The sequence below is a fragment of the Pantoea sp. y20 genome, assembly GCF_054903455.1.
The window spans coordinates 250,345-270,818 of the sequence record NZ_CM142816.1 but is presented as its reverse complement, the minus strand read 5'-3'; the positions used below and the strand labels follow the sequence as shown (position 1 = coordinate 270,818).

Genomic DNA, 20,474 nt, shown 5'->3' with positions numbered 1-20,474 from the left:
TCAGAACCTCAGGCCAGTGATAAACGATACCAGACGGACCAGAATACCATCCAGCCCCCACAAAATCAGTGACATCACGGCAGTAACCGCGGCAACGATTAACGTGGTGTGCAGTGTTTCCTGGCGAGTCGGCCAAATGACCTTACGCATTTCGGTTTTAGCTTCACGGGCAAATGCCACAGTCGCTTTGCCTTTGATTGTCAGCAAAGCAATGCCGCCCGCTGCAGCGATCAGCACAACCACAGCCAGCGCGCGCAGAGGCAATGTTACATCGCGATAGATATAGTTGCCGACGATTGCTACCAGGAGCAATGCGATCACAACTACCCATTTCATCGCTTCAAGGCCGCGCCCGCTTCCTTGAGCTTCGGTATTCGCACTCATAAACCAACCTGCCACAATAATTCAGAAACTATACTGCCCCGCAGTGCGAGGCATCCAAACCGAATGAGCTTTTGAGCGTAACTCGGTATCCAACGCCGTGAAACAGAGCCTGTCTCAGCAATGATTATGATGCAAAATCACTGATGAGCCAGGTTCTATACAACAGCGTGCAAAAAGGGCATCAAATGATGCCCTTTCCTTGTGCATTGCGTCAAATCTTATCGCAGTTAAGCGATAATTTCAGCAACAACACCCGCACCAACAGTACGGCCGCCTTCACGGATTGCGAAACGCAGACCCTGATCCATAGCGATTGGCTTGATCAAAGTAACGGTCATTTTTACGTTGTCGCCTGGCATTACCATCTCAACGCCTTCTGGCAGTTGAACGTCACCGGTCACGTCAGTAGTACGGAAGTAGAACTGAGGACGGTAGCCTTTGAAGAACGGAGTATGGCGGCCGCCTTCATCTTTAGACAGAACGTAAACTTCTGAAGTGAACTGGGTATGTGGCTTGATTGAACCCGGCTTAGCCAGAACCTGGCCACGCTCGATGTCTTCACGCTTGATACCACGCAGCAGAACACCACAGTTCTCGCCTGCCTGACCCTGATCCAGCAGTTTGCGGAACATTTCAACGCCAGTACAGGTTGATTTCACAGTGTCTTTAAGGCCAACAACTTCAACTTCGTCGCCCACTTTAACGATACCGCGCTCAACACGACCGGTAACAACGGTACCACGGCCAGAGATTGAGAATACGTCTTCGATTGGCAGCAGGAACGGCTTGTCGATTGCACGTACTGGCTCTGGGATATAGGTATCCAGGTGCTCAGCCAGCTCAATGATCTTAGCTTCCCACTCAGCGTCGCCTTCCAGCGCTTTCAGAGCAGAACCACGTACGATTGGAGTGTCGTCGCCTGGGAAGTCATATGCTGACAGCAGGTCACGTACTTCCATCTCAACCAGTTCCAGCAGCTCTTCATCATCAACCATGTCGCACTTGTTCAGGAACACGATGATGTAAGGAACGCCAACCTGACGACCCAGCAGGATGTGCTCACGGGTCTGTGGCATTGGGCCATCAGTCGCAGCAACAACCAGGATCGCGCCGTCCATCTGCGCTGCACCGGTGATCATGTTTTTCACATAGTCGGCGTGGCCTGGGCAGTCAACGTGCGCATAGTGGCGAGACGGGGTTTCATATTCAACGTGAGAAGTGTTGATGGTGATACCACGTGCTTTCTCTTCTGGCGCTTTATCGATCTCATCGAATTTGCTTGCCTTACCGCCGTAGGTTTTAGCCAGTACGGTAGTAATTGCTGCAGTCAGGGTGGTTTTACCGTGGTCGACGTGACCGATGGTGCCCACGTTTACGTGCAGTTTATTACGCTGAAATTGCTCTTTAGCCATCGCTAGTCCCTCTAAGACACGGATATATCGAAGATATCGTCATATCAACCAGGCATTGCCTGACTGTTTGGTTTACAGAGAGAGAATCAGGAGAGAGATAAAGGAAGTGGTGCTGATACCCAGAGTCGAACTGGGGACCTCACCCTTACCAAGGGTGCGCTCTACCAACTGAGCCATATCAGCACATCTGGAGCGGGCAGCGGGAATCGAACCCGCATCATCAGCTTGGAAGGCTGAGGTAATAGCCATTATACGATGCCCGCATCCTGGAACTCGGCTACCTGTTCTTTCTGTAGCTTATGAATAATAAAAGAAGACCTTCTATTATTCGAGCCGGTCAGAGTTGCTGACCAACTTTGATTGCGCTAATGCGCAATCTGAAATTCGAAGGTGAGAGATGAAGAACTCACCCATCAGATAAAGACTTTATCTGACGCCCAACCAGGAGGTTGAGATGGTGGTGGGAGAAGGATTCGAACCTTCGAAGTCTGTGACGGCAGATTTACAGTCTGCTCCCTTTGGCCGCTCGGGAATCCCACCTACTTGATGGTGCCGGCTACCGGAATCGAACTGGTGACCTACTGATTACAAGTCAGTTGCTCTACCAACTGAGCTAAGCCGGCATCAAGTGGAGCGCATTCTAGGAATACCCGAAGAAGGATGCAACAAAAAAATCGTCAAAATTGCTCTATCGCTTACTATTTGTGCAAATCATCTCAAATCAGCCATCAGTCGCAGTAAAATCCCCCTAAACCTGTGCGTTTTTACACCACCACATTGATTGATTGCTATGAACCGCCATCATTTTCAATGCACATATTTGAAGCACACTGCCTTTCTGCTGTGCAAATTGCAGAAAATTTTTTTTGAAACTACCCGCTACACTCGTTTTTCTGCTGGCCTGCATTTTGCTTATCTATTTAATCGGGTCATTAAATGGAGGATGTCGCATGAATATTGTACAGCTCACTGCAGAAACATTACCCCTTTATCGTCAGGCTTTGGCTGCCCTGATGGTTGAAGCGGTAAAAAACAATATGACTTCGGCATTTCAACATTCGCAAAAGATGCAACAGTATCAGGATGCCGAGCGCTATTTTCATAGCTTGCGCAACAAAATGGCACGCCATGAGTTGCTGCTATGGATTGCCGTCATCGACTCGGTTGTGGTGGGAAGCGTGCAGCTCAATATTTGTCAGCGTCCAGATGGACAAAATCGCGCGGAAGTTTTACAGCTGCTTGTGCATTCAAATGCTCAGCGAGAAGGGATTGGACGCAGATTAATGCAGACGCTTGAGCACAAGGCAGAAAGCTATCAGCGTGGTCTGCTTTATTTGGATGTCATTGCAGGTTCTGCAGAAGAAATTTTTTATCGGGCACATGGCTACCGCTATTTAGGGGAATTGCCCGACTATGCATTATGCGCGGATGGGCATCCTCATCCCGGCGCGATTTACTATAAACGTCTGCGTACCAGCCCAGCAGAAAATGTAGCGACAAGCTACTGACCGACAAGAAAAATGCGGGCACGCTTGCGAAAGCGTGCTCCTGTTTATCATTTTACTTCTTTTTAAAGTCACACTGGTGTTACCCTCCTGCCCATTGTTCTCGTTAATTACCCCTGTGACGTGCAATTGAGTTTGATACATCTTCGTATGCCTAATGCAGCAAGGTGTTGATTAATCAGAATTTGCACTCAGATGCATGCTTATGAGTAAAAAAACGACACCTCTTACTACGCCTTATTTGCAGTTCAATCGCCAGCAATGGGCAGCACTACGCGATTCAGTACCAATGACATTGGCTGAAGGTGAAATTGAGCGTCTGCGTGGTATCAATGAAGATCTTTCATTAGAAGAAGTGGCCGAGATTTATCTGCCGCTATCGCGTCTGCTTAATTTTTATATCAGTTCTAATCTGCGTCGTCAGGCGGTGCTTGAGCAATTCCTTGGCACTAATGGGCAGAAAATCCCTTATATCATCAGTATTGCCGGCAGCGTTGCGGTAGGAAAAAGCACAACTGCTCGTGTGCTTCAGGCACTTCTTAGCCGCTGGCCAGAACACCGCAAAGTAGAACTGATCACTACTGATGGTTTTTTGCATCCTAATGCCGTGCTTAAAGAACGCGGTTTGATGAAGAAAAAAGGGTTCCCTCAATCTTACGATATGCATCGCCTGGTTAACTTCGTATCTGATTTAAAATCGGGTGCTAGCCAGGTGACAGCGCCGGTTTATTCTCATCTGATTTATGATGTCATTCCGAATGGCGATAAAGTCGTACAACAGCCTGATATTCTTATTCTTGAAGGATTGAATGTGCTGCAAAGCGGTATGGACTATCCTCACGATCCTCATCATGTATTTGTGTCTGATTTCGTGGATTTTTCAATTTACGTCGATGCACCAGAGTCTTTACTTGAGAACTGGTATGTAAATCGCTTTTTGAAATTCCGTGAGGGCGCGTTTAGCGATCCGGACTCTTATTTCCATCACTATTCGCAATTACCTGAAGAGGATGCACTCAATATTGCGCATGGTCTGTGGAAAGAGATTAACTGGCTTAATTTAAAGGAAAATATCCTGCCTACACGTGAACGAGCAAGTCTTATTATGACGAAGTCGGCTGATCATGCGGTGCAAAGTGTACGTTTGAGGAAATAGTCTTTTTTATAAAATGCCCATAAAAGATCGTGGGCATTTTAATTTGTTAGCTCAGATGCATTAATTGTCTGGACGAAGAGAAATCTCACCCCCTACCCAGGATTTAATGACTCCATTCTGCTCCAGTAATAAGCCACCCTGCTTATCAATACCTCGCGCAATGCCATGTACCTCACGATCCCCAATAAGAAGCTTCACTGGACGATTAATGAAGTTATCAAGGGCTTCCCAGCGGGAAACAAATGGCGCCAAACCATCGCGCTCAAAAATAGGTAACGCTTCACGCAGGCTATTGATCAACTTCGCAGCTAACTCGTTGCGATCGATATCAACACCAGCTTCCTGAAGATTAATCCAACCCTGATTAATTTCTGCCGTGCCTTCTGAACGCATCAGCAAATTGACACCAGCACCTATAACAATCTGAGCTGCATCGCCGGTTTTTCCAGTTAACTCAACTAAAATACCAGCAAGCTTACGATCGTTAAGATAGAGATCATTCGGCCATTTAACCCGGACATCCGGAGCACCTAATGACTGAATCACTTCTGCCATGATGATACCAATCACCAGACTCAGGCCCATCGCCGCAGCTGGCCCCTGATCAAGACGCCAATACATGGACATATACAGGTTGGAGCCAAACGGTGAAAACCATTTACGCCCGCGACGTCCGCGCCCTGCTTGCTGATACTCGGCTATGCATGCGTAGCCAGACGGCAATTGATCCATCCGATCCAGCAAATACTGGTTGGTAGAATCGATAACAGGAATAACCGCCAGATTAGGTTGATGCAGGAGAGACAGAATGATTTCTTCATCCAGTAACTGAATTGGCTCTGGTAAGCTGTAGCCTTTACCCGTTACCGTATATACATCCAGACCCCAACTTTTGAGAGTCTGTATATGTTTATTAATGGCAGCACGGCTCATACCAAGCGCTTCGCCCAGCTGCTCACCAGAGTGAAATTCACCATCGGCCACCAATGCCACTAACTTTAACGGCACGCTATTATCTTTCATGAAATTACCTCAACGGCATTACGCTCGCCTCGAGCACCGATAAAGCGCACTTCTGGCTCCAGCCAAACATCAAACTTTTGTCCGACTCTATTTCTAACCTGATGCGCTAAATCGACAATATCCTGTGGAGTGGCATGATCTTCATTTATCAGTACCAAAGCCTGCTGACGGTGAACTGCGGCGCCACCTACACGGAAGCCTTTAAGACCACATTGGTCGATCAACCAGCCAGCTGCTAATTTCACTTCGCCACTGGCCTGTGGATAATGAGGAATGGATGGCCACTGCTTAATTAGCGCATCTGCATGCTCAGCTGTGATCAGCGGATTTTTGAAGAAACTACCCACATTGCCTGTGATTTTTGGGTCGGGCAGTTTGCTTTGGCGCATATGGCAAATAGCATTGAATACATCCCAGGCACACACTGTTGCTGGGTTTAACTTAGTCAGCTCGCCATAAGTTAGAACTGGTTTCCACTGTTTTGCCAGACGTAATCCCACTGCAACAATGACATAGTCATTTTTCATAGCATGTTTGAAAATACTATCGCGATAGCTAAACTGGCACTCTTCTCGATACAACCGAATTATATTTTGCGATGGGAGGTGTATAGCTTCAACGTAGTGACAGATATCTTTAAATTCGACACCATATGCACCGATATTTTGAATCGGTGCTGAGCCGGCCATACCAGGAATCAGCGCCAGGTTTTCCAGTCCTGTAATACCCTTCTTTAGCGTGTTTTCAACTAAAGCATGCCAATTTTCGCCGGCACCAACATGCAAGTGCCAGGCTTCGTCATGCTCTTCGATAGCGATGCCTTTAATCGCATTAACCACCACCGAGCCGCTAAAATCTTCAAGAAAGAGTACGTTGCTCCCTTCGCCTAATACAATAAAAGGCAGATTTGATTGCTGACTGTTTTTCCAGGCCAAAGTAATAGCGTCAGGAGTTTCAGCGATGGTCAGTGTTTGTGCATTGATCGTAAGACCAAGAGTGTTGAAAGCTTTCAGGGATGTATTGGGGCTGGACATTTCACGGCCTTTACTGATTAATCTGACCGTAGTTTACCTGATCGGTAGGTTGCGAGTTTGATGTTTTCTTATTTCTGATGGGAAATTGCTAATGTACAGACGTAAAAAAGCCCCGGACTTTCGTCCGGGGCTTCTTCACTTATTTGATGCCTGGCAGTTCCCTACTCTCGCATGGGGAGACCCCACACTACCATCGGCGCTACGGCGTTTCACTTCTGAGTTCGGCATGGGGTCAGGTGGGACCACCGCGCTAAAGCCGCCAGGCAAATTCTGTCGCAAAAACGAATAACATTCGCTTCCGCTAAATCTTTAATCCGTAAACAAGCTGAAAATATCCGGTCTCTCAGACCAAAACGCCTCTGGCGTTGTAAGGTTAAGCCTCACGGGTCATTAGTACCGGTTAGCTCAACGCATCGCTGCGCTTACACATCCGGCCTATCAACGTCGTAGTCTTCAACGTCCCTTCAGGACCCTCAAGGGGTCAGGGAGAACTCATCTCGGGGCAAGTTTCGTGCTTAGATGCTTTCAGCACTTATCTTTTCCGCACTTAGCTACCGGGCAGTGCCATTGGCATGACAACCCGAACACCAGTGGTGCGTTCACTCCGGTCCTCTCGTACTAGGAGCAACCCCCCTCAATTCTCCAGCGCCCACGGCAGATAGGGACCGAACTGTCTCACGACGTTCTAAACCCAGCTCGCGTACCACTTTAAACGGCGAACAGCCGTACCCTTGGGACCTACTTCAGCCCCAGGATGTGATGAGCCGACATCGAGGTGCCAAACACCGCCGTCGATATGAACTCTTGGGCGGTATCAGCCTGTTATCCCCGGAGTACCTTTTATCCGTTGAGCGATGGCCCTTCCATTCAGAACCACCGGATCACTATGACCTGCTTTCGCACCTGCTCGAGCCGTCACTCTCGCAGTCAAGCTGGCTTATGCCATTGCACTAACCTCCTGATGTCCGACCAGGATTAGCCAACCTTCGTGCTCCTCCGTTACTCTTTGGGAGGAGACCGCCCCAGTCAAACTACCCACCAGACACTGTCCGCAGCCCGGATTACGGGCCTACGTTAGAACATCAAACATTAAAGGGTGGTATTTCAAGGTTGGCTCCACGCAGACTGGCGTCCACGCTTCAAAGCCTCCCACCTATCCTACACATCAAGGCTCAATGTTCAGTGTCAAGCTATAGTAAAGGTTCACGGGGTCTTTCCGTCTTGCCGCGGGTACACTGCATCTTCACAGCGATTTCAATTTCACTGAGTCTCGGGTGGAGACAGCCTGGCCATCATTACGCCATTCGTGCAGGTCGGAACTTACCCGACAAGGAATTTCGCTACCTTAGGACCGTTATAGTTACGGCCGCCGTTTACCGGGGCTTCGATCAAGAGCTTCTCCTTGCGGATAACCCCATCAATTAACCTTCCGGCACCGGGCAGGCGTCACACCGTATACGTCCACTTTCGTGTTTGCACAGTGCTGTGTTTTTAATAAACAGTTGCAGCCAGCTGGTATCTTCGACTGCCTTCAGCTCCATCCGCGAGGGACTTCACCTGATGACAGCGTGCCTTCTCCCGAAGTTACGGCACCATTTTGCCTAGTTCCTTCACCCGAGTTCTCTCAAGCGCCTTGGTATTCTCTACCTGACCACCTGTGTCGGTTTGGGGTACGATTTCGTGTTACCTGGAGCTTAGAGGCTTTTCCTGGAAGCAGGGCATCAGTTACTTCACCACCGTGGTGGCTCGTCGTCACGCCTCAGCCTTAAGATACCCCGGATTTACCAAAGGTATCAGCCTACACGCTTAAACCGGGACAACCGTCGCCCGGATAACCTAGCCTTCTCCGTCCCCCCTTCGCAGTAACACCAAGTGCAGGAATATTAACCTGCTTCCCATCGACTACGCTTTTCAGCCTCGCCTTAGGGGTCGACTCACCCTGCTCCGATTAACGTTGAACAGGAACCCTTGGTCTTCCGGCGAGCGGGCTTTTCACCCGCTTTATCGTTACTTATGTCAGCATTCGCACTTCTGATACCTCCAGCATGCCTCACAGCACACCTTCAACGGCTTACAGAACGCTCCCCTACCCAACAACACATAGTGTCGCTGCCGCAGCTTCGGTGCATGGTTTAGCCCCGTTACATCTTCCGCGCAGGCCGACTCGACCAGTGAGCTATTACGCTTTCTTTAAATGATGGCTGCTTCTAAGCCAACATCCTGGCTGTCTGTGCCTTCCCACATCGTTTCCCACTTAACCATGACTTTGGGACCTTAGCTGGCGGTCTGGGTTGTTTCCCTCTTCACGACGGACGTTAGCACCCGCCGTGTGTCTCCCGTGATAACATTCTCCGGTATTCGCAGTTTGCATCGGGTTGGTAAGCCGGGATGGCCCCCTAGCCGAAACAGTGCTCTACCCCCGGAGATGAGTTCACGAGGCGCTACCTAAATAGCTTTCGGGGAGAACCAGCTATCTCCCGGTTTGATTGGCCTTTCACCCCCAGCCACAAGTCATCCGCTAATTTTTCAACATTAGTCGGTTCGGTCCTCCAGTTAGTGTTACCCAACCTTCAACCTGCCCATGGCTAGATCACCGGGTTTCGGGTCTATACCCTGCAACTTAACGCCCAGTTAAGACTCGGTTTCCCTGCGGCTCCCCTATACGGTTAACCTTGCTACAGAATATAAGTCGCTGACCCATTATACAAAAGGTACGCAGTCACCCCATTAAAGAGGCTCCCACTGCTTGTACGTACACGGTTTCAGGTTCTGTTTCACTCCCCTCGCCGGGGTTCTTTTCGCCTTTCCCTCACGGTACTGGTTCACTATCGGTCAGTCAGGAGTATTTAGCCTTGGAGGATGGTCCCCCCATATTCAGACAGGATACCACGTGTCCCGCCCTACTCTTCGAACTCACAATCTGTGCACTTTCGTGTACGGGACTATCACCCGGTATCGTGCGACTTTCCAGACGCTTCCACTAACGCACAAACTGATTCAGGTTCTGGGCTGTTCCCCGTTCGCTCGCCGCTACTGGGGGAATCTCGGTTGATTTCTTTTCCTCCGGGTACTTAGATGTTTCAGTTCCCCGGGTTCGCCTCGCAACACTATGTATTCATGTTGCGATGATGCACTGGGTGCACCGGGTTTCCCCATTCGGACATCGTCGGCTGTAGCGGTTCATATCACCTTACCGACGCTTTACGCAGATTAGCACGTCCTTCATCGCCTCTGACTGCCAGGGCATCCACCGTGTACGCTTAGTCGCTTAACCTCACAACCCACAGGCGTTTTGCAACGCGCGCAGACTGCAAGCATTTGAGAGACTCGAACATATCGCCGCTTCATTCTTATTACGGAGAATGAAGACGATACGTCGTTTCAATTTTCAGCTTGTTCCGGATTGTTAAAGAGCAGTATCTCAGACGCAGCTCGTAAGCTTCGTTTGAGATACGTCGTGGAGACACCTTTCACCTGTCACCAAGCAAGTGGCGTCCCCTAGGGGATTCGAACCCCTGTTACCGCCGTGAAAGGGCGGTGTCCTAGGCCTCTAGACGAAGGGGACACGATAGTGTCACGACTTCGCAGCCGTCTTGCTCATTACTTTCTATCAGACAATCTGTGTGAGCACTTCGCGGGAAGGTATCTTCAGGTAAGGAGGTGATCCAACCGCAGGTTCCCCTACGGTTACCTTGTTACGACTTCACCCCAGTCATGAATCACAAAGTGGTAAGCGCCCTCCCGAAGGTTAAGCTACCTACTTCTTTTGCAACCCACTCCCATGGTGTGACGGGCGGTGTGTACAAGGCCCGGGAACGTATTCACCGTAGCATTCTGATCTACGATTACTAGCGATTCCGACTTCACGGAGTCGAGTTGCAGACTCCGATCCGGACTACGACGCACTTTATGAGGTCCGCTTGCTCTCGCGAGGTCGCTTCTCTTTGTATGCGCCATTGTAGCACGTGTGTAGCCCTACTCGTAAGGGCCATGATGACTTGACGTCATCCCCACCTTCCTCCAGTTTATCACTGGCAGTCTCCTTTGAGTTCCCGGCCGAACCGCTGGCAACAAAGGATAAGGGTTGCGCTCGTTGCGGGACTTAACCCAACATTTCACAACACGAGCTGACGACAGCCATGCAGCACCTGTCTCAGAGTTCCCGAAGGCACCAAAGCATCTCTGCTAAGTTCTCTGGATGTCAAGAGTAGGTAAGGTTCTTCGCGTTGCATCGAATTAAACCACATGCTCCACCGCTTGTGCGGGCCCCCGTCAATTCATTTGAGTTTTAACCTTGCGGCCGTACTCCCCAGGCGGTCGACTTAACGCGTTAGCTCCGGAAGCCACTCCTCAAGGGAACAACCTCCAAGTCGACATCGTTTACGGCGTGGACTACCAGGGTATCTAATCCTGTTTGCTCCCCACGCTTTCGCACCTGAGCGTCAGTCTTTGTCCAGGGGGCCGCCTTCGCCACCGGTATTCCTCCAGATCTCTACGCATTTCACCGCTACACCTGGAATTCTACCCCCCTCTACAAGACTCCAGCCTGCCAGTTTCGAATGCAGTTCCCAGGTTAAGCCCGGGGATTTCACATCCGACTTGACAGACCGCCTGCGTGCGCTTTACGCCCAGTAATTCCGATTAACGCTTGCACCCTCCGTATTACCGCGGCTGCTGGCACGGAGTTAGCCGGTGCTTCTTCTGCGGGTAACGTCAATCGGTGAAGCTATTAACTTCACCGCCTTCCTCCCCGCTGAAAGTACTTTACAACCCGAAGGCCTTCTTCATACACGCGGCATGGCTGCATCAGGCTTGCGCCCATTGTGCAATATTCCCCACTGCTGCCTCCCGTAGGAGTCTGGACCGTGTCTCAGTTCCAGTGTGGCTGGTCATCCTCTCAGACCAGCTAGGGATCGTCGCCTAGGTGAGCCATTACCCCACCTACTAGCTAATCCCATCTGGGCACATCCGATGGTGTGAGGCCCGAAGGTCCCCCACTTTGGTCTTGCGACGTTATGCGGTATTAGCTACCGTTTCCAGTAGTTATCCCCCTCCATCGGGCAGTTTCCCAGACGTTACTCACCCGTCCGCCACTCGTCACCCGAGAGCAAGCTCTCTGTGCTACCGTTCGACTTGCATGTGTTAGGCCTGCCGCCAGCGTTCAATCTGAGCCATGATCAAACTCTTCAATTTAAGTTTGATTTGCTGAAACAAGTTCAGCGGTGCTCATCTGTAAAACGTCATAATGAATTTCATTATGTGTTCACTCGTGAGGCTTTGATATTTTTTTGCGTCCGGAGACGCGGATATCAATCCTGCGAGTGCCCACACAGATTGTCTGATAAATTGTTAAAGAGCGTTGCGAACAGCGGCTGAACCGTCTGTCGCGAGGTGGCGTATACTACGCTACTCTCCTTCGGAGTCAAACACTTTTTTCAGCGTTTTTATCCGGCGGGATGAATTTCGTCACTCCCTGCCAAGCAGTCTGCGTTGCCGCTTTGCCGTCTCAGTGGTGGCGCATTATAGGGAGTTATTTGGGGCTGACAAGGGTTAATTGCAAATAAATTACTGTTCGACCTAAATTTCGCCACAACGCTGTATTTCACAACGATTTGCCTGGTAACTGCGCAAAACCCTGGGCAAAAAGCGCCACTTTATTCCAATCGGTGTATTCAACTTCTTTCGATGTGTCGGTTTCCCCGCCGGTCATACGCATAATGAATTGAATCATGACGCGATCAAACCAGCGATAACGCGGATAACGCAACGCCCCGGCGAAAACCGCACAGCAATCGGGTTGCCACGGTGACTGCTCCAGGAACTTGCGCGTATACGCATTGGTCTCTGGCGTACACTTATCTGCTTTACGCGCCGTCAGGTTGACACTAAAGAAGCCGCTCACCCGCTGCTGCAGCTGTGCTCTGTGCTGGGTGACAAATTTCAGCAACGCCGGATTGAAATGGCCATAGCGGATCGAAGCACCAATCAGCACGCGATCATACTGCAACCAATCAATCTGCTGCGCATGCAGTAAATCGATCACGTCACACAGTTGATGCGGCACTAACGTCTGTGCAATATGCGCGGCAATGTCACGGGTTTGCCCATCGCGGCTGGAATACAGAATCAACGCTTTCATTACTCAATCCTATTTTATTATTCGCGCCAGAAGGTCGGCGTGAACAGCACCAGCAGCGTGAACACTTCAAGGCGTCCAAACAGCATGGTTAAAATCAAAATCCACTTCGCGACATCATTCATTGAAGTGAAGTTGTCTGCTACCACACCCAAACCGGGCCCGAGGTTATTCAGGGTCGCGGCCACGGCAGCAAAAGCCGAGAAGTCATCCACGCCAGTGGCGATGATCGCCAACATGCTGAGCAGGAACACCAGCGCATAAGCTGAGAAGAAACCCCACACCGCTTCGAGGATACGTTCCGGCAGCGCGCGATTACCCAACTTGATGGTGTAAACCGCATTCGGGTGCACCAATCGCTTCAGTTCACGCGAACCCTGTTTGAACAGCAGCAGTATGCGAATCACCTTCAAACCGCCGCCGGTTGAACCCGCCATGCCGCCGATAAAAGCCGAGCACAGTAGCAGCACCGGCAGGAACAGCGGCCAGCGCGCAATGCTGTCGGTGGTAAAACCGGCCGTGGTCGCCATTGATACCACCTGGAAAAACGCCTGATTCAGCGTTTGCCAGCCGCTGGCGTACACATTGTGGAACCACAACACTATGGTACAGATCAGCACTAAGGTCAGTTGTACGCCAATAAACATGCGGAATTCGGGATCGCGCCAGTACACTTTCAGGTTGCGACCACTTAATAAAGAGAAGTGCAGGCCATAGTTACAGCCCGAGATCAGCAGAAATACCGCGACAATGGTGTTGATAGTTGGGCTATTAAAGTAGCCGATGCTGGCATCATGGGTTGAGAACCCGCCAATCGCGATCGTCGAGAAGCTATGGCCGATAGCATCAAACATCGGCATGCCCGCCAGCCACAGCGCCACCGCGCACGCCACGGTGAGCAATACGTAGATCAGCCACAACGTTTTAGCTGTTTCCGCGATACGCGGACGCATCTTGTTATCTTTCAACGGTCCCGGCATTTCGGCGCGATAGAGCTGCATGCCACCCACGCCCAGAATGGGCAGAATCGCCACCGCCAGCACAATGATCCCCATCCCGCCGAGCCACTGCAGCATCTGACGATAAAACAAAATCGCTTTAGGCAACGTATCCAGTCCCACCAGCGTGGTGGCGCCGGTGGTAGTGAGGCCAGAGAAGGACTCAAAGAAGGCATCAGTGATTGAGAGATGCGGCTGCTCGGCGAAGATAAACGGCATCGCACCGACGCTGCCCAACACGGTCCAGAACAGCACCACAATAAGGAAACCTTCGCGCGGCTTGAGTTCGGTTTTCTGCTTGCGGTTTGGCCACCACAGCAGTGAACCGATAACGATCGCCATCATAAAGGTCTGACTGAACGCGCGCCCGGCACCATCACGGTAAATCAAGGCGACGAGGCCCGGTAAAATCATGGTCACCGAGAACAGAATCACCAGCAGGCCCACGATGCGGGTAATGGCGCGAAAATGCATTCAGCCGTTTCCTTTAAACAGAAGCTTTTAGTTTGTCAGCGGGATGAGCGTCAGCGCGCCCCGGCTGTAATCAGAGAGGTTTTGGCGAAAGCCATCAATCTGCGCATGCGGCAACGCTAAACGCAGCGCAATACGATCCTGATAATGGCTCTCTTCTATAATGCCGTCAAAACGTTGCAGCAAGCGTTCGATGTCGCTGAGTTGGGCGTAATCGCACTGCAGAGTAAAAGATTCCATCGGCACTTTACGCTGACGCGCCAGTTGCTTCAGCCCTTGCTGCACGCCGCCGCCATAAGCTTTTACCAGTCCGCCGGTGCCCAGCATGATGCCGCCATAATAACGCACCACCACCGCGGTGATCTCACCGACACCGCTACCCATCAGCTGGGCCAGCATCGGTTTGCCCGCGGTGCCAGAAGGTTCGCCATCATCGGAGAAACCCAGCTGCTGCGAATCATCCGGCGCACCCGCCACCCACGCCCAGCAGTGATGCCGCGCGGTAGGATGTTCCTGCTTCACCTGCTGCACAAACGCGCGCGCCGCTTCCACGCCGGCCGTGTGCGCCAGCAAGGTGATGAAGCGGCTTTTCTTGATGGTTTCCTCGCTGAGACTTACGGCCTGAGCGGGAATGTCGTAAGCATCCATCAGGCAAGGTGCAAGTCGCGCGTCATGTTTTCAATGCGATTAGCGTGAACCACCACGTTATCCTCGATACGAATACCGCCGTAAGGTTTCAGTGCATCAATTGCCGTCCAGTCAAAGTATTGGCTGAACTTGCCGCCGCGCAGGTTCGTCAGCAGCGAATCGATAATATAGAAGCCCGGTTCGATAGTCAGCACCATGCCAGGTTCCAGCACGCGCGTACAACGCAAATACGGATACTGCGACGGTGCCGCCAGATGCGTGCCATTGTCGTCCTGCATAAAACCAGCCACATCGTGCACCTGCAGGCCGAGCGGATGTCCAAGGCCGTGCGGCATAAACGGACCGGTTAAATCTTCCGCCACCAGCGTCTCTTCAGTCAGGCCTTTCACCAACTCGAACTTCAGCAGCAGACGCGCAATGCGCTGATGCATCTGCAGATGATAATCGGTATAGCGCACGCCGGCTTTCAAGGTGGCGATCAGCGCCAGCTCTTCCTTGTTCATCGCCGCAACCATGTCGGCATAGCGCGATTTGCTCTGCGCCGCGTAGCTGCGCGTCAGGTCAGCGGCGTAACCGAGGTATTCCGCACCGGCGTCAATCAGGAAGCTGTGGCGTTTGGCCGGCGGCTGATGATCCAGTTTGGTGTAGTGCAGCACCGCGGCATGTTCATTGAGCGCAATGATGTTGCCATAAGGCACATCGGTATCGCGATGGCCGGTTGCGGTCAGATAGGCGATATTGATATCGAACTCGCTCATGCCAGAGAAGAACGCCTCTTTGGCAGCGCGATGGCCCGCCACCGCCAGCTTCTGCGCTTCGCGCATACACGCCAGTTCATAGTCGGTTTTGATACTGCGATGATAATGCAGGAAATCGATCACGCCTTTCGGGTTCACCTGCTCGCTGTTAATACCGAGCTGGGAAGCACGTGACGGCATCGGACCGATATAGGCTACGTTTTCACGCTGTGCTGGCAGCAGCTGCGCGATCTCATCGGCACTCTTCAGGCTAATCACCTCCACATCGTTAGTCCAGAAGCTGTTTGGCAGCGGCTCAACGTTGTGCCAGTAATCAACCGGCGAATAGAACCACAGCTTGGGTTTATTCACGCCATCAATCCATAACCAGCAGTTTGGCACCTGCGTCACCGGCACCCACGCTTTGAACTGAGGATTCACCTTAAACGGATAGTCGTGATCGTCGAGAAAAACGGTCAACAGCTCGCCGGAATGAATCAGCATGGCATCAAGCTTAAAGCGAGCCAGCACCTGCTGCGCTCGCTGCTGCAGCGTATTGATGTGCGCGTGATACAGGGTTTTCAGTGAATCCATGGACTAGTCTCCGATGTCGCGAAAGTGGCCGCAGTGTAGCACAGCCGTGTTAGCGATGCCGTGCTGCGCACGCTGTGATCGTTGTATCAAATAATCAAACTCTCGTTTGCAAATAATTAACATCACACTCACACTCCAACTCATCTGGTATGACCAGATCAACTTTCGCGGTTTCAGGAGACGGACATGCTCTACCAAGGCGATACCCTTTCAGTTCACTGGCTTGACGACGGCATCGCCGAGCTGGTTTTCGATGCGCCCGGTTCGGTGAACAAACTCGATACCAAAACCGTTGCCTCGTTGGGCGAGGCATTAAGCGTATTGGAACAGCAACCCGCGCTGCGCGGCCTGTTGCTCTCGTCGGCCAAACCGGCATTTATCGTTGGTGCCGACATCACAGAATTCCTGTCGCTGTTTGATGCGCCAGAAGAGAAGCTGAGCCAATGGCTGGCGTTTGCCAACAGCATCTTCAATCGTTTAGAGGATTTGCCGGTGCCCACCGTGGCCGCCATCGACGGCTATGCGCTGGGCGGCGGCTGTGAATGCATACTGGCGACCGACTTCCGCATTGCCACGCCGACCGCACGCATCGGCCTGCCGGAAACCAAACTGGGCATTATGCCGGGCTTCGGCGGCAGCGTGCGCTTGCCGCGCCTGCTTGGCGCCGATAGCGCGATGGAGATTATCGCCGCCGGTAAAGATGTTGATGGCAGCAGCGCCCTGAAACTCGGTTTGGTGGATGCGGTAGTCAGCAGCGACAAACTACATGCCGCTGCGCTGACCGTGTTGCAGGACGCCATCGTGCAGGGCAACTGGCAGACACGCCGCGCGCCGAAGCTGGCACCGCTGAAACTCAGCCCGATTGAAGCCGCCATGAGCTTCACCATCGCCAAAAGCATGGTGCTGCAAACCGCGGGCAAACACTATCCGGCACCGATCACCGCCGTGAAAACCATTGAAGCTGCCGCCAGCCTCGGACGTGATGATGCGCTGAAGCTGGAAACCGCCGCGTTTGTGCCGCTGGCGCAGAGCGATGTGGCACGCGCGCTGGTCGGTATCTTCCTGAACGATCAGTACGTCAAAGGCCTGGCGAAAAAGCACAGCAGTGCGGCCGGTGCGCCGCAGCAAGCAGCAGTATTAGGCGCAGGCATTATGGGCGGCGGCATTGCTTATCAATCGGCATGGAAAGGCGTGCCGGTGATGATGAAAGATATCAATCCGCAGGCGTTAACGCTGGGCATGACCGAAGCCAGCAAGCTGCTGAACAAACAGCTGGAGCGCGGCAAAATTGATGGCGCGAAACTGGCGAGCGTACTCACCACCATTCAGCCCACGCTGGATTACGCCGGATTCGAACGCACCGACGTGGTGGTAGAAGCGGTAGTAGAGAATCCGCAGATCAAAGCCAAAGTGCTGGCAGAGACCGAACAGCATCTGCGCGAGGACGCCATTCTCGCCTCCAACACCTCAACCATTCCGATCAGCCTGCTGGCGCAAGCCCTGAAACGTCCGGAAAACTTCTGCGGCATGCACTTCTTCAATCCGGTACCGCGTATGCCGCTGGTTGAAGTGATTCGCGGTGAGAAAACCTCAGAAGCGACCCTCAGTAAAGTGGTGGCCTGGGCGAGCAAAATGGGCAAGACGCCGATTGTGGTGAATGACTGTCCCGGCTTCTTTGTGAATCGCGTGCTGTTCCCCTACTTCGCCGCCTTCAGCCTGCTGCTGCGCGACGGCGCGGATTTCCGTCAGATCGATAAAGTGATGGAAAAACAGTTCGGCTGGCCGATGGGCCCCGCGTGGCTGCTGGATGTGGTCGGCATTGATACCGCGCATCACGCTCAGCAGGTGATGGCGCAAGGTTTCCCGTCTCGCATGCAGAAAGATTATCGCGACGCGATCGACGTGCTGTTTGACGCCAAACGTTACGGCCAGAAAAACGGTCAGGGCTTTTACCGCTGGGAGCAGGATAAAAAAGGCAAAGCGCAGAAGAGAGCCGATGCGGCTGTCGATGCGCTGCTGGAACCGATTTGCCAGCCGAAGCGCGTGTTCAGCGATGACGAGATCGCCAACCGCATGATGCTGCCGATGCTCAACGAAGTGGTGCGCTGCCTCGAAGAGAAGATCATCGCTTCACCGGCCGAAGCTGATATGGCGCTGGTGTACGGTTTAGGCTTCCCGCCGTTCCGTGGCGGCGCGTTCCGCTACATGGATACGCTGGGCAACAGCAACGTGGTCGATCAGGCCAAACGTTATACCGCGCTCGGCCCGCTGTATGCGCTGCCGGAGCTGCTGTTGCAAAAAGCCCATCAGCATCAGAGCTGGTATCCCGCGGTGCAACCGATTGACGAAGCGGCGCTGCAAAGTGCCTGAGGTAATGAAAATGGAAAAAGTGGTAATTGTTGATGCGGTCCGCACGCCGATGGGCCGCTCCAAAGGCGGCGCGTTTCGTCAGGTACGGGCGGAAGATCTCTCGGCGCATTTGATGCGCGAGCTGCTGAGCCGCAACCCGGCGGTTGATCCCGCCACGCTGGACGACATTATCTGGGGCTGCGTGCAGCAGACGCTGGAGCAAGGCTTCAACATTGCACGTAACGCCGCGCTGCTGGCGGAGATCCCGCATCGCGTACCTGCCAGCACCGTCAACCGCCTGTGCGGTTCGTCGATGCAGGCGCTGCACGACGCGGCACGCGCGATTATGGTTGGCGATGCGCACAGCTGCCTGATTGGCGGCGTAGAACATATGGGCCACGTGCCGATGAGCCACGGCGTGGATTTCCATCCGGGCCTGGGTCGCACGGTGGCGAAAGCGGCGGGCATGATGGGGTTAACAGCCGAGATGCTGGCGCGCATGCATCACATTACGCGTGAGCAGCAGGATGCTTTTGCGCTGCGTTCGCACCAGCGTGCGTGGGCGGCAACTCAACGTGGCGATTTCAAGCGTGAGATTGTGGCGACCTACGGCCACGACGCCGACGGCGTGTTGAAGCGCTTTGAGAGCGACGAAGTGATCCGCGAAGAGACCAGCCTCGAAGGATTGGCTGCGCTGCGCCCGGCATTCGATCCGGTCAACGGCACCGTGACCGCAGGCAGCTCATCCGCGCTTTCCGACGGCGCAGCCGCGATGTTGATCATGAGTGAAAGCCGCGCACGCGAACTCGGTCTGACAGCGCGCGCGCGCATTCGCAGCATGGCGGTGGTTGGCTGCGATCCGTCGATTATGGGTTACGGTCCGGTTCCCGCCAGCAAGCTGGCGCTTAAGCGCGCCGGATTGAGCGTGCAGGATATCGACCTGTTCGAGTTCAACGAGGCTTTTGCCGCACAGGCGCTGCCATGCATTAAAGACATGGGCTTGCTGGAACAGCTGGATGAGAAAGTGAATTTGAACGGCGGCGCGATTGCGCTCGGTCATCCGCTGGGATGTTCCGGTGCGCGTATCAGTACTACGCTGCTGAATCTGATGGAACGTCGCGATGTGCAATTTGGTCTGGCGACCATGTGCATTGGTTTAGGCCAGGGCATCGCCACGGTGTTCGAACGGGTTTAATACGTTAATGTTGCACGTGTTACCGCCCTTTCGGGCGGTTTTTTTACGCAATACATTGCGCCGCGACGAATCCGTGCACATTCTCGTAGCGGCGCGATTTATCGCGTTCTGTTGACCTTAAATAAAGGCAAATGCATCGCCAAACATCTGCGCTTCCAGCGCACCGCGCTCGGCGCAGAAACGCTCACGCGCAATCTTCGCCATCTCAAAACGACCGGCAATATAGATATCGTGCTCGCTGAGCGACGCGAAATCCTGCATCACTGCCGTCAGCACCGTGCCGCTGCGTCCGGTCCAGTCATCCGCCGGTTGTTCAACCACCGGGATCACTTTCAGGTTCGGATGCTTCACCGCCAGCGCATTCAGCTCATCCAGATCGTACAGATGCATCAGCTCACGGCCGCCCCAGTAAATCGCAATCTCGCGATCGGGTTGCTGTGCCAGCGCGGTCAGCAGAATAGAACGCGCATAGGAGAAGCCGGTACCGCCCGCGATCAGAATGATCGGACGCTCGCTATCTTCACGCAGCCAGGCATCGCCGTGCGGCATATCAACCGTAATCTGGCGATCGTTCTTGATGCGGTCCATCACCGCCATCGCGTAGAGATTGAGATCCGACGCGCCGATGTGCAGCTCAATGATGTCCTTTTCCATTGGCGTAGAAGCCAGTGAAAACGGGCGCTTATCGCGCTCATCCATCACCACCATCAAATACTGTCCGGCGCGGAAGTTAAAATCCGCCGCCGGAATTAAACGAACGCGGTAAACCGTGTCCGTAATCGCTTCAACCGAAGTCACTTTGCAGCTTAACGTTGTCATGCGTTCCCTTTTT

The 20,474-nt window shown here is 52.8% G+C and carries 13 protein-coding genes, 5 tRNA genes and 3 rRNA genes; 4 read left to right on the top strand and 17 right to left on the bottom strand.

What is annotated here, in order from left to right:
• The 6 genes from secE to ACYAC5_RS01225 all read right to left on the bottom strand — a co-directional run bounded on the left by secE (position 1) and on the right by ACYAC5_RS01225 (position 2,419).
• Positions 1-384: a preprotein translocase subunit SecE gene (gene secE / locus ACYAC5_RS01250; protein ID WP_064741592.1), complete on the bottom strand. Its 384-nt coding sequence runs from the start codon at positions 382-384 to the stop codon at positions 1-3.
• 227 nt (positions 385-611) lie between these two features.
• Positions 612-1,796: an elongation factor Tu gene (gene tuf, locus ACYAC5_RS01245; protein ID WP_110867595.1), complete on the bottom strand. Its 1,185-nt coding sequence runs from the start codon at positions 1,794-1,796 to the stop codon at positions 612-614.
• Positions 1,797-1,903: 107 nt separating this feature from the next.
• Positions 1,904-1,979, bottom strand: a tRNA-Thr gene (locus ACYAC5_RS01240).
• A 5-nt stretch (positions 1,980-1,984) separates the two neighbouring features.
• Positions 1,985-2,059, bottom strand: a tRNA-Gly gene (locus tag ACYAC5_RS01235).
• 192 nt (positions 2,060-2,251) lie between these two features.
• Positions 2,252-2,336, bottom strand: a tRNA-Tyr gene (locus ACYAC5_RS01230).
• Between the two features lie 7 nt (positions 2,337-2,343).
• Positions 2,344-2,419, bottom strand: a tRNA-Thr gene (locus tag ACYAC5_RS01225).
• 327 nt (positions 2,420-2,746) lie between these two features.
• Between ACYAC5_RS01225 and ACYAC5_RS01220 the strand changes: the two genes are divergently transcribed.
• Together ACYAC5_RS01220 and coaA are read left to right on the top strand one after the other, a co-directional pair.
• Entirely contained in the window at positions 2,747-3,304 is a 558-nt protein-coding gene (locus ACYAC5_RS01220) for a GNAT family N-acetyltransferase (RefSeq protein ID WP_101762580.1), read from the top strand.
• Between the two features lie 202 nt (positions 3,305-3,506).
• Positions 3,507-4,457, top strand: coding sequence for a type I pantothenate kinase (gene coaA, locus ACYAC5_RS01215; protein WP_462062278.1), 951 nt, complete (start codon positions 3,507-3,509; stop codon positions 4,455-4,457).
• Between the two features lie 60 nt (positions 4,458-4,517).
• Here the strand turns inward: coaA and birA are convergent, their stop codons facing one another.
• From birA to pepQ, 10 genes are all read right to left on the bottom strand, one after another.
• Positions 4,518-5,480 carry a bifunctional biotin--[acetyl-CoA-carboxylase] ligase/biotin operon repressor BirA gene (birA, locus tag ACYAC5_RS01210; protein ID WP_192415497.1) on the bottom strand — a complete coding sequence of 321 codons (963 nt, stop codon included), beginning with the start codon at positions 5,478-5,480 and terminating at the stop codon, positions 4,518-4,520.
• A complete protein-coding gene (murB, locus tag ACYAC5_RS01205; protein WP_462062276.1) occupies positions 5,477-6,514 on the bottom strand; it encodes a UDP-N-acetylmuramate dehydrogenase in 1,038 nt (345 codons plus the stop codon). Before murB ends, birA begins: the two co-directional genes overlap by 4 nt.
• A 148-nt stretch (positions 6,515-6,662) precedes the next feature.
• Positions 6,663-6,778 (bottom strand): 5S ribosomal RNA (gene rrf / locus ACYAC5_RS01200).
• A gap of 105 nt (positions 6,779-6,883) precedes the next feature.
• Positions 6,884-9,788 (bottom strand): 23S ribosomal RNA (locus tag ACYAC5_RS01195).
• 215 nt (positions 9,789-10,003) lie between these two features.
• Positions 10,004-10,079: transfer RNA gene (locus tag ACYAC5_RS01190), tRNA-Glu, on the bottom strand.
• Positions 10,080-10,167: 88 nt separating this feature from the next.
• Positions 10,168-11,707: ribosomal RNA gene (locus tag ACYAC5_RS01185) — 16S ribosomal RNA — on the bottom strand.
• Together the 16S, 23S and 5S rRNA genes with 1 tRNA gene alongside form the textbook arrangement of a ribosomal RNA operon.
• 409 nt (positions 11,708-12,116) lie before the next feature.
• Complete coding sequence (gene hemG, locus ACYAC5_RS01180) at positions 12,117-12,653, bottom strand: menaquinone-dependent protoporphyrinogen IX dehydrogenase (protein WP_462062275.1); 537 nt, start codon at positions 12,651-12,653, stop codon at positions 12,117-12,119.
• A 17-nt stretch (positions 12,654-12,670) separates the two neighbouring features.
• Entirely contained in the window at positions 12,671-14,122 is a 1,452-nt protein-coding gene (gene trkH / locus ACYAC5_RS01175; RefSeq protein WP_101763723.1) for a Trk system potassium transporter TrkH, read from the bottom strand.
• A 27-nt stretch (positions 14,123-14,149) separates the two neighbouring features.
• Positions 14,150-14,767 carry an IMPACT family protein gene (locus ACYAC5_RS01170; RefSeq protein ID WP_137384924.1) on the bottom strand — a complete coding sequence of 206 codons (618 nt, stop codon included), beginning with the start codon at positions 14,765-14,767 and terminating at the stop codon, positions 14,150-14,152.
• Entirely contained in the window at positions 14,767-16,098 is a 1,332-nt protein-coding gene (gene pepQ / locus ACYAC5_RS01165; RefSeq protein WP_462062274.1) for a Xaa-Pro dipeptidase, read from the bottom strand. Before pepQ ends, ACYAC5_RS01170 begins: the two co-directional genes overlap by 1 nt.
• A 186-nt stretch (positions 16,099-16,284) precedes the next feature.
• Here pepQ and fadB point away from each other — a divergent pair, with 186 nt between their 5' ends.
• Together fadB and fadA are read left to right on the top strand one after the other, a co-directional pair.
• Positions 16,285-18,468, top strand: a complete 2,184-nt coding sequence (gene fadB / locus ACYAC5_RS01160) for a fatty acid oxidation complex subunit alpha FadB (protein ID WP_462062272.1) — start codon at positions 16,285-16,287, stop codon at positions 18,466-18,468.
• 10 nt (positions 18,469-18,478) lie between these two features.
• Positions 18,479-19,642 carry an acetyl-CoA C-acyltransferase FadA gene (gene fadA / locus ACYAC5_RS01155; RefSeq protein ID WP_101763726.1) on the top strand — a complete coding sequence of 388 codons (1,164 nt, stop codon included), beginning with the start codon at positions 18,479-18,481 and terminating at the stop codon, positions 19,640-19,642.
• Positions 19,643-19,759: 117 nt separating this feature from the next.
• Here the strand turns inward: fadA and fre are convergent, their stop codons facing one another.
• Complete coding sequence (gene fre / locus ACYAC5_RS01150; RefSeq protein ID WP_101763727.1) at positions 19,760-20,461, bottom strand: NAD(P)H-flavin reductase; 702 nt, start codon at positions 20,459-20,461, stop codon at positions 19,760-19,762.
• Between the last annotated feature and the right edge of the window lie 13 nt (positions 20,462-20,474).

What these genes read in the sequence shown, in the direction of transcription:
- ACYAC5_RS01170 (WP_137384924.1), bottom strand. Translation starts at nt 14,767, where the DNA reads ATGGATGCTTACGACATTCCCGCTCAGGCCGTAAGTCTCAGCGAGGAA.
- fadB (WP_462062272.1), top strand. Translation starts at nt 16,285, where the DNA reads ATGCTCTACCAAGGCGATACCCTTTCAGTTCACTGGCTTGACGACGGC.
- secE (WP_064741592.1), bottom strand. Translation starts at nt 384, where the DNA reads ATGAGTGCGAATACCGAAGCTCAAGGAAGCGGGCGCGGCCTTGAAGCG.
- fre (WP_101763727.1), bottom strand. Translation starts at nt 20,461, where the DNA reads ATGACAACGTTAAGCTGCAAAGTGACTTCGGTTGAAGCGATTACGGAC.
- coaA (WP_462062278.1), top strand. Translation starts at nt 3,507, where the DNA reads ATGAGTAAAAAAACGACACCTCTTACTACGCCTTATTTGCAGTTCAAT.
- hemG (WP_462062275.1), bottom strand. Translation starts at nt 12,653, where the DNA reads ATGAAAGCGTTGATTCTGTATTCCAGCCGCGATGGGCAAACCCGTGAC.
- pepQ (WP_462062274.1), bottom strand. Translation starts at nt 16,098, where the DNA reads ATGGATTCACTGAAAACCCTGTATCACGCGCACATCAATACGCTGCAG.
- tuf (WP_110867595.1), bottom strand. Translation starts at nt 1,796, where the DNA reads ATGGCTAAAGAGCAATTTCAGCGTAATAAACTGCACGTAAACGTGGGC.
- fadA (WP_101763726.1), top strand. Translation starts at nt 18,479, where the DNA reads ATGGAAAAAGTGGTAATTGTTGATGCGGTCCGCACGCCGATGGGCCGC.
- birA (WP_192415497.1), bottom strand. Translation starts at nt 5,480, where the DNA reads ATGAAAGATAATAGCGTGCCGTTAAAGTTAGTGGCATTGGTGGCCGAT.
- ACYAC5_RS01220 (WP_101762580.1), top strand. Translation starts at nt 2,747, where the DNA reads ATGAATATTGTACAGCTCACTGCAGAAACATTACCCCTTTATCGTCAG.
- murB (WP_462062276.1), bottom strand. Translation starts at nt 6,514, where the DNA reads ATGTCCAGCCCCAATACATCCCTGAAAGCTTTCAACACTCTTGGTCTT.
- trkH (WP_101763723.1), bottom strand. Translation starts at nt 14,122, where the DNA reads ATGCATTTTCGCGCCATTACCCGCATCGTGGGCCTGCTGGTGATTCTG.